This window comes from Roseixanthobacter pseudopolyaromaticivorans (assembly GCF_043195145.2).
In the GTDB taxonomy this organism is placed as follows: domain Bacteria; phylum Pseudomonadota; class Alphaproteobacteria; order Rhizobiales; family Xanthobacteraceae; genus NCEH01.
The window spans coordinates 4,526,059-4,538,643 of the sequence record NZ_CM195539.1 but is presented as its reverse complement, the minus strand read 5'-3'; the positions used below and the strand labels follow the sequence as shown (position 1 = coordinate 4,538,643).

The following is a 12,585-nucleotide window of genomic DNA, read 5'->3' as shown; positions in this document are numbered from 1 at the left end:
GATTTGGCTAAGACGGCCCGGCACCGCTCACGCTGCGCTCCGGGGCAGCCCGCCGGGTCAGGCGGCGTCCTTGCGCGCTTCAGCGAGCCGGGCGGCCAGTTCGTTGAGATTGTCGTGGATATAGGCGCAGCCGGCCGCCGCCGCATAAAGCTGCATCAGGCTCGGCCCCTCGCCGGCGAGCGCGCCGGAACTGCCGAGCCGCTCCAGCTCGGCCTGGAGCGCGGCCACGGCGGCATCGGTGGCGGCAAGCTCCGGCGCCGGGCCGCCCCGCAGCGCGGACGCAATGCCGCGCACGCCCTGTCCCAGCGCCTGCGCCGCCGCCGAAAGCGCGGGCCGCACCTGCTCCGCCACCGCCGGCGGCAAGGGCCGGTCGGCTCCGCGCAGCAGGATGATCACCGAATGCCACAGCCGCCGACCGCCGCGCACGATGGGGCCGGGATCGGGCGCGGCGCTGAACGGGCCGAGCCGCTCGCGCCGGGCCTCCCCGGCCCGCACGTCCGCCGCGCGCAGGGTCACGCGCACCTTATGGTTCAGGGCGTCCATGCGCGCCGGATCGAGGCCGCCGTCGAGCAGCGCGGCGACACCGGCCTCCAGCAGGTCCGCGCTCGCTTCCAGCGCATCGGCCACATGGGGAAACAGATAGCCGAGCGCCTTGTCCGGCAGCACCAGCAGGGCGCAGGCAAGGCCCACCGCGCCGCCAAGCGCGATCTCGAACACGCGCTCCAGGCCGGAGATCCAGGGCTCCACATGGGTCGGGTCGGCCAGCATCACGATCACAACCGTCACCGGCGCGAGCTTGAAGCTGGGATTGCGGGCCGCGAGAAAGGCGGACAGGAAGGTACCGAGCAGGAGCAGCGCGAAGGTGAGGTTCCAGGAGGGGCCGGCGATCATGGCCAGGGCCACGCCGATCCCGCCGCCGGCCAGGGTGCCGAGGCAGCGGTCCACCGCCACCGCGAGGCTCGCGCCGATGGAGGATTGCACCACCAGGATGGCGGTGAGCACGGCCCAATAGCCTTTGGAGAGATCGAGCGCCCACGCCAGCAGAAAAGCGACCGCCGCCGCGACGGTGGCGCGGGCAGCCAGGCGAAGATGGGCCGGGTCGATGTGCGGCAAGGGGAGTTACCTCTGGAGTTACCTCTGGACAGATGGCCCCGCGACGGGCTTCTCCTTATCATGGGTGCGCCGCAGAGGAACGCGCCAATGCGGGCAACCCGTCGTGCGGGCCGCGGCGAAAGGAGACGACCCCCGGGATGGTGAAGCGCGCCTACCGAATCGTGATGGATGCGGTGTGGACCTTCGTCGCCGACGACGGGTGGGCCATCGCGAGCCATATCGCGCTGTCGATCCTGATGTCGCTGTTCCCGTTCCTGATCTTCGTCACGGCGCTGGCCGGATTTTTGGACCTGCGGCCGCTCGCCAACGAGACCATCCAGCTCATCCTCGATACCTGGCCGCAGCAGGTGGCGGCGCCCATCGCCCAGGAAATCCGCAGCGTGGTGAGTCACGTGCGCACCGATGTCATCACCTTCGGCGTGGTGCTGGCGCTGTATTTCTCTTCCAACGGCATCGAGAGCCTGCGCATCGGCCTCAACCGCGCCTATCAGGTGAAGGAGGCGCGCTCCTGGTATCGGCTGCGGCTGGAATCCATCGTGTTCGTGGTGATCGGCGCCGCCGGCATGCTGGCGCTCTCGTTCCTGGTGGTGCTGGGGCCGCTGATCTGGCGCACGGTGCTCTATAACGTGCCGGCGCTCCAGCCGCTGAGCGGCATCGTCACCGCCGCCCGCTTCGGCGCCACCACCATCATCCTCATCATCGGCCTGCTGGTGGCCCATCTGTGGCTGCCGGCCGGGCACCGCTCGCTGCGGGAGGTGACGCCGGGCATCGTCATGACGCTGACGCTCTGGCTGGTGGCGGCCACCGTGTTCGGCATCTATCTCGCCGAATTCCCGGCCAATTACGTCACCACCTATGCCGGGCTCGCCTCGGTGATGATCGCTCTGGTTTTCCTCTACCTCACGGCCACCATCTTCGTGTTCGGCGGCGAGTTCAACGCCGCCATCGCCCGCGCGCGGGCAGCGCGCCATCTCGCACGCCAGAACGCCGCCTCCCGCGAACAGATGGTGATGGACCTGTGAGGCCGGCGGACGCGCTCGCCCCTCCGGTTCCCCCGGCGGACGGGCGTCAGTCCCCCACCGCGCTGGCGCTGCAACGCGGCGTGCTGCGCCATTTCGCGGCGATGGGGCTCATCGGCATTCCCGAATTCTGCCTCGCCTCCGGCCGGCGGGCGGACATCGCCGCCCTCGACCTGAAGGGCGAGGTGAGCATCGTCGAGATCAAGTCAAGCGTCGCCGACTTCCGCGCCGACGCCAAATGGCCGGACTATCGGCTGCATTGCGACCGGCTCTATTTCGCCGTGACGGTGGATTTTCCCCTGGAGCTGCTGCCACAGGACGTCGGCATCCTGGTGGGCGACGCCTTCGGCGCGGCGGTGATCCGCCCGGCGCCGGTCCATCCCCTGCCGGCGGCGACCCGCAAGGCGCTGCTGATCCGCCTCGCCCGCGCCGGCGCCGGCCGCCTCGCCGCCCTCTACGATCCCGAGCTGCGGGGCATGAGCGACCTGTAGCGCCCGGTACGGCGCCGCGCTATTTGCCCGCCGCGTCGATCAGCGCGAACAGCGTCTGCGGCGCCACCGGCGCGTCCCAGCGCTGGATCACCTGCCCATCGATGCCGACGAGAATCACCTGGAACGCGCCCGCCGGCACACCGAAGCGCTGGCGCTGGGCATCCGTGAGATCTTCCAGCTCGATCACCACGAGATCGCGCGCGAGCACGCCGCCGACGGCTTCGTTCAGGCTTTTCATCTGCGCGGCCATGGGCGCGGAATCGACGCCCGGCGCGACGATGAAGACCACCGGTGCGCGGCCGCGATAGGTATCGAGATTCTGCGCCCGAACGGCACACGGCACCTGGAGCGTCGCCATGACCGCGAGCGCGAGGACCAGGCGAACGAAGGAGGTTCCTGCCATGCCGCCGGATGTCCGCTCGTCGATGAGAATGCGCCGCCCCATGGACACGGGCCGGACCGTCGCGGTGCCCCGCGCCTGAAGTCGAAACGCCGACACCCGGCGCCTGGTTCCCGCTTATTGCAACCCTCGAATCAGATTGCAACCGCAGGCGGCATCAGCGCGGCGCGCGCTTGGCGAGGATACGCTGCAGAGTGCGACGGTGCATTGACAGCCGGCGGGCGGTTTCCGAGACGTTGCGGCCGCACAATTCGTAGACCCGCTGGATATGCTCCCAGCGCACCCGGTCCGCGGACATGGGATTTTCCGGCGGCGAAGGCTTGTGGTCGGCATTGGCCATCAGCGCGGCTACGATATCGTCCGCATCCGCGGGCTTGGCGAGATAATCCACCGCGCCGAGCTTCACCGCCGTCACCGCCGTGGCGATATTGCCGTAGCCGGTGAGCACGATCGCGCGCGCGCCGGGGCTCTTCTTCTTTAGCGCCGAGATCACATCGAGCCCGGTGCCGTCGCCGAGCCGCATGTCCACCACGGCATAAGCCGGCGCGCCGCTTTCCACCTGGGCGAGGCCCTCGGCCACCGTTTCGGCGGTGGACACCTCGAAGCCCCGCGCTTCCAGCGCGCGGGCGAGGCGCTGGAGAAACGAGCGATCGTCGTCGACGATCAGGACGGAGCGCGGGCCCTCGATCTCGGGCAAAGTGGGTTCAGACATCATCTTGTTTACCTCTTGGGCGCCTATTCTTCCAGCGGCGCCGGTTCGGGCCAGGGTCACCTTTCGGCCGTCCTTCAGCCCGGCTTTGCTTCAGCATAGGGGGCGGGAAGTGGGTTTGTCGCGCCGTCGTCGGCGTCCATCTCGATGGTGTTCCGCAGCCAGGAGATCTTCACCTCGGCACCGCGGCCCGGCATCGCCCGGTTTTCCACCACCAGCGCCGCGCCGGTGCGCTCCAGCAGCGTCTTGGCGATGAAGAAGCCGAGGCCGAGCCCGCTCTCCTCCTCGCTGTTCTGGCGGTCGCGCGCGCGGCTCGTCACGTAGGGCTGGCCGATCCGGTCGCTGACCTCGGGCGAGAAGCCCGGGCCGTCGTCGCGCACCAGGATTTCCATCCGGGTGGTGGTCCAGCGCGCCTCGATCTCCACCCGCGCGGTCGCGAAATCCACCGCATTCTCCACCAAGTTTCCCAACCCATAGATGAGGCCGGGATTGCGCGCCAGTACCGGTTCCTCGCTGCGATCCTCGGGCAGGGTGACGGAAATGAAAATGCCGAAGTCGCGGTGCGGGCCCACCACTTCCTCCAGCAGCAGCGACAGCGGCATGCGGTCGAACGGTGCGTCGCCGGAGCCGAGCGAGGTCAGGGTCTGGAGGATGTCGCGGCAGCGCTGCACCTGGTCGCGCAGGAGGGCGATGTCCTCCGCCATGGGATGGTCGGGCGCGGTGCCGCGCGCCATCTCCTTCACCACCAAGGCGATGGTGGCGAGCGGCGTGCCCAGCTCGTGGGCGGCGGCGGCGGCGAGGCCGTCCAGCTGCGAGAGATGCTGCTCGCGCGCCAGCACCAGCTCGGTGGCCGCGAGCGCGTCGGCCAGTTCGCGCGCCTCCTCGGTCACGCGCCAGGAATGCAGGCCGATGAAGCCGATGGACACCGCGATGGAGACCCAGGTGCCCGCCAGATACAGGTCCGGCAAGGCCGGAGCGTCCGGGCCGGACCAGGGCAGCGGCTGGTGCCAGAGGCCCACGGCACCGGCGCAACCCATGGCCAGCACCCCCAGCGCCACCGTGGTGCTCCAGGACAAAGCGGTGGCGGAAATGGTCACCGGCGCCAGATAGAGCAGGGCGAAGGGATTGTTCAGCCCGCCGGTCAGATAGAGCAGCCCGGTGAGCTGAAGCACGTCATAGGCCAGCAGCGGGCCGGCAGCGGCATCCTCCAGCCGGCGGGCGATCGGGAACCGAACCCGCAGCAGAAGGTTGACCATTGCGGAAAGCGACACCACCAAGAGGCAGGAAATGAGCGGAACCGGAAATCCAAGCAGGCCATGGACCACCAGCAAGGCCAGGACCTGCCCGGCGACCGCCAGCCAGCGCAGACGAATCAGCGTGTCGAGCCGAAGTCCGAATGATCTTCCATAAGGGAAGGTCGCTGATCCGTATTGCATGCCTGGGTTCTCTGTGTGGCGTCAGGATATCGTTAGGCTGGCGCAAGCATAATGGTGGATGACATGGGTCAACCGTCTAATGGACCTTTTGTCGAGATTGACCGCTCGAAAACCCGGCCACACTCTCCTGCGATAAGAAAGAACGTGAGGGACGACCATGGCTATAGGTGAATATGGTGGCGCCGCGCGCCAGCCATCGGCAAACGGGAGCAGCCTGTCCGCGCCCTTGTACTGGCTGTACGAGATGACACACGCGGCACTCAACCCTTCGCGCGCGCTCGCCGACGCCAGCCGCATGTTCTTTGCCAATCCCATGAATCCCGCGTCCCACACCACCGCCGGCAAGTCGATGGCGGCGGGCTTCGAACTGTTCGAACGCACCACCCGCCGTTACGGCAAGCCGGAATGGGGCATCACCCATACCACGGTCAGCGGCATGAAGGTGCCGGTCCATATCAACCCGGTGTGGAGCCGACCCTTCTGCCGGCTGCTGCATTTCTCGCGCGCGTTCGAATATCCGCCGCGCCGCCCCCAGCCCAAGCTGGTGATCGTGGCGCCCATGTCCGGCCATTACGCGACGCTGCTGCGCGGAACCGTGGAAGCCTTTCTGCCCACCCACGACGTCTACATCACCGACTGGACCGACGCCAAAATGGTACCACTGGCGGAGGGCCGCTTCGGGCTCGACGATTACGTGGATTATCTGATCTCCATCTTCCGCAGCTTCGGCGGAGACTTCCACGTGCTCGCCGTGTGCCAGCCGGCGGTGCCGGTGCTGATGGCGGTCTCGCGCATGGAAGCGGAGCAGGATCCCAACGCGCCGCGCTCCATGATCCTCATGGGCGGCCCCATCGATACCCGCGAGGCGCCCACCGCCGTGAACCGGCTGGCCATGGACAAGGGCATCGAATTCTTCCGCCGCAACGTCATCACCACGGTGCCGTGGGCCCATCCCGGCGCCATGCGGCAGGTCTATCCGGGGTTCCTGCAGCTCACCGGCTTCATGAGCATGAACCTCGACCGCCATGTGCAGGCCCATTACAACCTGTTCCAGAACCTCGTGAAGGGCGACGGCGAGCCGGCCGACAAGCATCGCGAGTTCTACGACGAATATCTCGCCGTCATGGACCTCTCGGCCGACTTCTATCTTGAAACGGTTGAAAAGGGCTTCATCACCCACGCCCTGCCCAAGGGTGAGATGACCCATCACGGCCATCTGGTGCGGCCGGAAGCGGTGCGCAATGTCGCCCTCATGACCGTGGAAGGCGAGAAGGACGACATCTCCGGCGTCGGCCAGACCTTCGCCGCCCATCGCCTGTGCGCCAACATCCCGCAGGAAAAGCGCGCCCATTACCTCCAGCCGGGCGTCGGCCATTACGGCGTGTTCAACGGCTCGCGCTTCCGCTCGGAGATCGCGCCGCGCATTTCCGACTTCATCATGAACCAGGAGCGTCCGCGCGCCGGTGCCGACAATGTGACGCAGCTGTTCCCGCACTAGCGGCGTCACTCTTTGGCCATTTGGGCTTTTCCCCCGCGCTGATGGCGCAAAGGGGTAGCCTTTCGGCAAAGAATCTTTTCACATTCGGCGGTAAGCTTGTTCCTGGCCGCTTCTGGCCCACCCTATCGTCGGAATGCCATGCTTTTTCGCAGGCAGGATATATCGCCGACCGCGCGGCGCGGCGCCGAATGGATCGACTTGCTGGTGGATGGGGAAACCGTGCGGGTCTGCGTACGGCGGCATCCCACGGCACGCCGGCTGACCCTGCGCGTGCGCACGGTCTCGCGCGATGTCACGCTGACCGCGCCGCCCCATGTGCCGCTCGCGGCCGCCAATGCGTTCGTCCAGCGCCATCTGGACTGGGTGCGCACGCGCCTCGTGCGGCTGCCGCAATGCGTCCCGTTCGCGCCGGGCGAGACCATCCCCGTGCGCGGCGTGCCCCACCGCATCGTCCATCGCGAGAGCCTGCGCGGCGTCGTTTCGGTGGAAATCGACCCGCAGGACGGCATGCACCTGCTGTGCGTGTCCGGCGACCTGCCGCACATCGCGCGCCGCATCACCGATTATCTCAAGCGCCTCGCGCGGGCGGACCTCACCGCCGCCGTGCGCCGCCATGCCGCCGCGCTCCAGGTGGAGGTCGGCGCCATTACGCTGCGCGACACGGCGAGCCGCTGGGGCTCGTGCGCCGCCTCGGGCGACCTGTCGTTTTCCTGGCGGCTGATCTTCGCCCCGCCCCATGTGCTGGATTATCTCGCCGCCCACGAGGTGGCGCACCGGCTCGAAATGAACCACGGCCCGCGCTATTGGCGCGCCGTGGAACGCATCTTTCCCGAGCGGAAGATCGCCGAAGCCTGGCTGCGCGCCAATGGCGCCGGCCTGCACAGCTACGGCGCCGAATAAAGCGCGGGCCGTCCGGGCCTCAGCGCTTGCGGCCTGCGAGCGAGAAGGCGCCCGCGCCGGAGACGAAATAGAACATCGTGCCGCCGACGATGGCGGCGTTCTTGAGGAAATGGATCTGCTGGCCCACGGCGGCCGCGGGGTCCGCCACATCCCAGAAGCGATGCGCGATCAGCCCCGTCAGCAACACGAAGCCGCCGGAGAGGAAGGCGGTGAGGCGCGGCACCACGCCCAGCACCAGCAGGATCGGCAGGCCGATTTCGGTGGCCGCCGCCGCGATCGCCATCAGATCGGGCGCGGGCAGGCCGAGCCCGGCGAAATATTGCGCGGTCCCGCCAAGATTGGAGGCCTTGCGAACGCCCGAGGGCAGAAACAGCGCGGCCATCAGCAGGCGGCCCACCAGCAATGCGAGATCGTCGAGACGGTTCATGAGTGCCCCTCCGGCAAGTTCAGAGATGACTTGTCATTGGGCCGGGCGCCGATGGCAGGCAACACGGCAGCGCTCACGATGCGGTGACAACCCTGCCGTAACGCTAGTCCAGCGTGCGCTGTCGACGAATCGTGAACAGCAGATGGGCCGCGAGGGGCAGGAAAACCGAAATTCCGGCGAACCGGAACAGATGATGCGCGCTCATGAACGCCGGGTCGTATCCCATGGCGAAGCCGAGCACGGTCATGGTCTCCAGCGCGCCGGGCGAGAATGCGGTGATGAGCTTGCCGGGATCGTCATGCGTCAGCTGCGCCGCCACCAGCGCGCAGGCGACCGAGATCACCAGCGCCACCGCGAACGCCCCGAGCGAGGCGAGCAGGCAGGAGCGCAAGGTCGCCCGGTCGGTGCCGCGAAACCGCACGCCCACCCCCGCGCCGAGCACCACATAGCTCGGAATCAGCAGAACGGGCGGCACGTAGGCGTGGGAAAAGCCGAAGCCGTGCAGCAGGGCGCTGCCGGTCATGGCCCCCACGAGCATGCCGCCCGGCACCCGCAGCCGGTTGAACGCCACTCCGGTCGCCAGGCTCACCGCCAGCAGGATCGCCACATCGGGCAGGGATGAAAGCGGCACCGCGGCCGGTGCGCCGGCGGGATGGCCGACGCGGCCCATCACATGGGGCAGGGCGGCCACCAGCAGGAACAGCCGCATGGCCTGGGAGAAGGCCACCTTGCGCATGTCGGCCGGGGTGGTCGCCGCCATGGCGACCACCGTGCTGAGCGCGCCGGGCGCGGAGGCATAGAAGGCCGATTGCGCGTCCCAGCGCGCCACCCGCACCAGGAACGCCATGCTGCCCGCCATCACGCCCACCACGCTGACCGCGAGCAGCGCCATAGAGATCGGCCAGGTGGCGGCGTGGGTCAGCATGTCCGGCGACATGGCGGTGCCCATGGAGGCGCCGAGCACCAGGAAGCCCATGAACCGCACTGGCGTCGGCACCTCCAGCCGCGCGCCGCACAAGGCGAGCACGGTGGTGACCATCAGCGCCCCCGACATCCAGGCCGCCGGCATGCCGAGGCGGAAGAACACGAAGCCGCCCAGCGCACCGCTCGCGAGGGTGACGAGGCTCGCCACCAGAAAAGCCCGGCGCGACGGGATATTCACGCTCATGAAAAAACGCCTGAATGTTTCATTGCCCGGTGGGGCGGGCCTCCAGCCAGCGCACCAGCCGGTCGGCGGCGGTACGCAGCTGCGCTTCGCCGCGGGCATAGCACAGCCGCATGAAGCCTTCACCACCGGCGCCGAAGGCGGTGCCGGGCGCGAGGCCCACATTCGCCTCGTCCACCAGCCGCAGGCCGAGCTTGCGCACGTCGTGCTCCCCCGCGATGCCGAAGAACAGATAGAAGGCGCCGTCCGGCTTCACGAGATCCACTTTCCCGGTGGCCAGCAGCGCGTCCGCCACCAGGTCGCGGCCGCGATGGGCGCGGGCGATCTGCGCGGCCACGAAGGGTTCGCCCTGCGTCAGCGCCGCCACCGCGCCGCGCTGCATGAAGGCGGCGACGCCGGAGGTGGAATATTGGATCAGATTCTCGATCACCTGCCCGAGCGCGGCGGGCGCCTCGATCCAGCCGACGCGCCAGCCGGTCATGGCCCAGTTCTTCGAGAAGGTCTGCACGAACAGGATGTGATCGTCCGCATCCATCACGTCGTGGAACGAGGGCGAGCGCGCCCCCGCGCCATAATGGAAACGGCCGTAGATCTCGTCGGCGACGATCCAGAGGCCGTGCTTGCGGGCCAGCGCCAGCACAGCTTTGAGATCCTCCAGCGAGGCCACGAAGCCGGTGGGGTTGGCGGGCGAATTGAGGAAGATGGCGCGGGTGCGCGGCGTCACCGCCGCCTCCAGGCGCGCATGGTCCAGCGCAAAGCCCTCCGGGCCATAGGAGAACGGCACATAGACCGGGTGCGCGCCGGCTTTCTGCGCCGCCGCCGCCGCATTGGGCCAGGTGGGCGAGGGGATGATCACCTCGTCGCCTGCGCCGAGCGCCAGCGCGAAGGCGATCTGGATCGCCTGCATGCCCGAGCCGGTGACGAAGAAGCGCTCGGGATCCGAGGGCACGCCATAGAGGCCGGCGATATAATCGGCGATCGCCACGCGCAGCTCCGGCAGGCCGCGCTGCCAGGTGTAGAAGGTCTCGCCGGCATGCAGCGCCTGCGCGGCCGCCTCGCAGATGAAGGCTGGGGTCTGAATATCCCCCTCACCGGCCCAGAGCGGGACGATGCCCTCGCGGTTTCGGCCGTAATTCATCACTTCCACGATGCCGCTCTCGGGCAGCGCACGCACATGGGCGCGCACCGCATCCAGCAAAGGATCGGCGGCGGGAAGGGGGGAACGGGCGGCGGGGGCGGATGCGGTCATAGCGGACAGCCTGGGCAGAAGCCTTTGGGCGCACGGGCGCGGGAAGGAAGCGCGGCGACCATACTCATGTTCGCGCGCTTGCGCCCATCAATTGGCGTGACCCATCAATCAGCATTGCTGATGTGTGGTTTGCATTCCTGCAAATGACCCTTGCAAGGCAACCCCCTATACCGACCCGCGCCGCAAGCTTAAGTCGAGGGCCATACCGGGCTGCCGCCCGGCCCCTCCACACGGTGACGCCATGAGCTACACGATCGATCAGGCCGCTTTGGACACTCTGTTCCTGAAGGCGCGCTCGCAGAACGGCTGGACCGACCAGCCGGTCAGCGAAGCCGAGCTGCGCGCGCTCTACGACCTCGCCATCTATGGCCCCACCTCGGCCAACACCCAGCCCGCGCGCATCCTGTTCCTGGCGTCCGACGAAGCCAAGGCGCGGCTGAAGCCGGCCCTCTCCGAAGGCAATCTCAAGGCGCTCGCCGCGCCGGTCATCGCGATCATCGCCTACGATCTGGAATTCTACGAGAAGATCCCCCAGCTCTTCCCCCATGCGCCGGGCTTCAAAGATCTGTTCGTGAAAAATCCCGGCATGGTCGAGCCGCACGCCTTCCGCAACTCCTCGCTGCAGGGCGCCTATTTCATCCTCGCCGCCCGCGCGGTGGGGCTGGACGTCGGCCCCATGTCCGGCTTCGACGCCGCCAAGCTGGATGCGGAATTCTTCCCGGACGGCAAGGTGAAGACCAATTTCATCGCCGCCCTCGGCCACGGCGACCCGGCTAAGGTCATGCCCCGCCTGCCGCGCCTGCCCTTCGAGGAAGGTGCGAAGATCCTCTGAGGACCGGAGCGGCCGATCGGGCCGATCTTCGACGCTCTCGCGGAGGCGCCTCTCCCGAGGCGCCTCTCGCCGGCGAACGAGCGCGTTTGCCGAAGTTCGGCGCGCATGTTCGCCGAATTGCCGGTTTCGTCGCCCGAACAGGCGGCGTGATCGCCCACAAATCCGCCGTTCGTCCGCAGCATCCGAATGTTTCACGTGAAACATTCTGCCGAAAACAAAGGGTTTGCGGGCCACCGTCGGGGCTTATGCCGCGCCCGCCAAACCTTGCGGCGCGATTTTTCGGTCAGGCCCCAATAATTTCGCGCACCAGATCGTCCAGATTTCCGCCCGCATAGAGATGTCCCGGCAGCGCGGCGCGGCGGGCCGCTTCCAGGTCCGTGTCCTTGTCGCCGATGAGGAAGGAGCGGGTCCTGTCCACCGGCCATTCTTCGAGCGCGCGCAGGATCATGCCGGGATTGGGCTTGCGGTCGAAATGGTCGAGCGCATATTCCACAACGCTGCCCTCCGGGTGAAACGGCGCGAGATAGAAGCAGTCCACATGGCCGCCGTGGCGGGACAGCGCCTCCGCCAGCGCCGCATTGAAGGCCTGCGCCTGTTCCAGCGTATAGAGCCCGCGCGCGATGCCCGACTGGTTGGTGACCACGAACACCAGGTAGCCGGCCGCATTCAGCCGCGCCACCGCTTCCCCCGCGCCCGGCATCAGGCGCAGGTCCGCCGGGCGGAAGGCATAGCCGATATCGACGTTCAGCACGCCGTCCCGGTCGAGGAACGCGGCGGGACGCAGGGCTTGCGCCCCCGCCCCGCTTCCTTCGCCCACGCTCAATCCTGGCCGGGATCGGCGCGGAAGCTCGCCGCCTCGATGCCGGCGACGGCGCAGGCCTCGTCATTGTCCGAGGTGTCGCCGGAGATGCCGACCGCGCCGCAGATGGCGCCCGCGGCATCGCGAATCAGCACGCCGCCCGGCACCGGGATGAGATCCCCCACCACTTCGCCGGCGGCGGCGATGAAGAAGGGCTGCTCCTTCGCGCGGCGGAACAGCGAGCGCGAGCCCATGCCCAGCGCCAGGGCGCCGCGCGCCTTGCCGATGGCGATCTCGCCGCGCTTCAGGCTGGTGCCGTCCTGCGCGCCGAATGCCTTGAGCGCGCCGCGCCCGTCCAGCACCACGATGGCGAGCGGGCTGAGCTTCTGGGCCACTGCCTGGCGCAGCGCCGTGGACAGGATGGTCTGGGCCTGGTCGAGGGTCAAAACCGACATGCGCGTCTCCCGTGCCGCCCCGTGCGACGGCAGGAGGAGTATTACAAGCCCGCGTTGAGGGAAAGACACCGGGGAAAGACACGGAGGCGGTT

At 68.2% G+C, this 12,585-nt stretch carries 14 protein-coding genes; 5 read left to right on the top strand and 9 right to left on the bottom strand.

The window, feature by feature from the left end; all coding sequences use genetic code 11:
• Positions 1 to 57: 57 nt before the first annotated feature.
• A complete protein-coding gene (locus V5F68_RS21135) occupies positions 58 to 1,113 on the bottom strand; it encodes an FUSC family protein (RefSeq protein ID WP_394015428.1) in 1,056 nt (351 codons plus the stop codon).
• Between the two features lie 137 nt (positions 1,114 to 1,250).
• Between V5F68_RS21135 and V5F68_RS21130 the strand changes: the two genes are divergently transcribed.
• Positions 1,251 to 2,135 carry a YihY/virulence factor BrkB family protein gene (locus tag V5F68_RS21130; RefSeq protein WP_394015429.1) on the top strand — a complete coding sequence of 295 codons (885 nt, stop codon included), beginning with the start codon at positions 1,251 to 1,253 and terminating at the stop codon, positions 2,133 to 2,135.
• Positions 2,132 to 2,623, top strand: a complete 492-nt coding sequence (locus tag V5F68_RS21125) for an MmcB family DNA repair protein (RefSeq protein WP_394015430.1) — start codon at positions 2,132 to 2,134, stop codon at positions 2,621 to 2,623. The genes V5F68_RS21130 and V5F68_RS21125 overlap by 4 nt, the downstream gene beginning before the upstream one ends.
• Before the next feature lie 19 nt (positions 2,624 to 2,642).
• On the opposite strand, the gene V5F68_RS21120 is transcribed toward V5F68_RS21125, so the two are convergent.
• From V5F68_RS21120 to V5F68_RS21110, 3 genes are all read right to left on the bottom strand, one after another.
• The gene (locus tag V5F68_RS21120) at positions 2,643 to 3,122 is read right to left on the bottom strand and encodes a DUF4174 domain-containing protein (RefSeq protein ID WP_394015431.1); all 480 of its coding nucleotides are present in this window, start codon (positions 3,120 to 3,122) and stop codon (positions 2,643 to 2,645) included.
• Positions 3,123 to 3,180: 58 nt separating this feature from the next.
• On the bottom strand, positions 3,181 to 3,735 hold the full coding sequence (locus tag V5F68_RS21115; RefSeq protein ID WP_348845945.1) for an ActR/PrrA/RegA family redox response regulator transcription factor: 555 nt from the start codon (positions 3,733 to 3,735) through the stop codon (positions 3,181 to 3,183).
• Between the two features lie 74 nt (positions 3,736 to 3,809).
• Complete coding sequence (locus V5F68_RS21110) at positions 3,810 to 5,168, bottom strand: ActS/PrrB/RegB family redox-sensitive histidine kinase (RefSeq protein ID WP_394015432.1); 1,359 nt, start codon at positions 5,166 to 5,168, stop codon at positions 3,810 to 3,812.
• Positions 5,169 to 5,325: 157 nt separating this feature from the next.
• Between V5F68_RS21110 and V5F68_RS21105 the strand changes: the two genes are divergently transcribed.
• Together V5F68_RS21105 and V5F68_RS21100 are read left to right on the top strand one after the other, a co-directional pair.
• On the top strand, positions 5,326 to 6,666 hold the full coding sequence (locus V5F68_RS21105) for a polyhydroxyalkanoate depolymerase (protein WP_394015433.1): 1,341 nt from the start codon (positions 5,326 to 5,328) through the stop codon (positions 6,664 to 6,666).
• A 138-nt stretch (positions 6,667 to 6,804) separates the two neighbouring features.
• Entirely contained in the window at positions 6,805 to 7,566 is a 762-nt protein-coding gene (locus V5F68_RS21100) for a M48 family metallopeptidase (RefSeq protein WP_394015434.1), read from the top strand.
• Positions 7,567 to 7,585: 19 nt separating this feature from the next.
• Here the strand turns inward: V5F68_RS21100 and V5F68_RS21095 are convergent, their stop codons facing one another.
• From V5F68_RS21095 to V5F68_RS21085, 3 genes are all read right to left on the bottom strand, one after another.
• On the bottom strand, positions 7,586 to 7,993 hold the full coding sequence (locus V5F68_RS21095) for a DoxX family protein (RefSeq protein ID WP_394015435.1): 408 nt from the start codon (positions 7,991 to 7,993) through the stop codon (positions 7,586 to 7,588).
• Between the two features lie 103 nt (positions 7,994 to 8,096).
• On the bottom strand, positions 8,097 to 9,161 hold the full coding sequence (locus tag V5F68_RS21090) for an AbrB family protein (protein WP_394015436.1): 1,065 nt from the start codon (positions 9,159 to 9,161) through the stop codon (positions 8,097 to 8,099).
• Between the two features lie 19 nt (positions 9,162 to 9,180).
• Entirely contained in the window at positions 9,181 to 10,407 is a 1,227-nt protein-coding gene (locus tag V5F68_RS21085) for a pyridoxal phosphate-dependent aminotransferase (RefSeq protein WP_394015437.1), read from the bottom strand.
• A 241-nt stretch (positions 10,408 to 10,648) separates the two neighbouring features.
• Between V5F68_RS21085 and V5F68_RS21080 the strand changes: the two genes are divergently transcribed.
• Entirely contained in the window at positions 10,649 to 11,239 is a 591-nt protein-coding gene (locus V5F68_RS21080) for a malonic semialdehyde reductase (protein WP_394015438.1), read from the top strand.
• 283 nt (positions 11,240 to 11,522) lie between these two features.
• Here the strand turns inward: V5F68_RS21080 and V5F68_RS21075 are convergent, their stop codons facing one another.
• Together V5F68_RS21075 and V5F68_RS21070 are read right to left on the bottom strand one after the other, a co-directional pair.
• The gene (locus V5F68_RS21075; RefSeq protein WP_394015439.1) at positions 11,523 to 12,056 is read right to left on the bottom strand and encodes a D-glycero-alpha-D-manno-heptose-1,7-bisphosphate 7-phosphatase; all 534 of its coding nucleotides are present in this window, start codon (positions 12,054 to 12,056) and stop codon (positions 11,523 to 11,525) included.
• 2 nt (positions 12,057 to 12,058) lie between these two features.
• Positions 12,059 to 12,493 carry a GlcG/HbpS family heme-binding protein gene (locus V5F68_RS21070; protein WP_348845769.1) on the bottom strand — a complete coding sequence of 145 codons (435 nt, stop codon included), beginning with the start codon at positions 12,491 to 12,493 and terminating at the stop codon, positions 12,059 to 12,061.
• Positions 12,494 to 12,585: the final 92 nt, after the last annotated feature.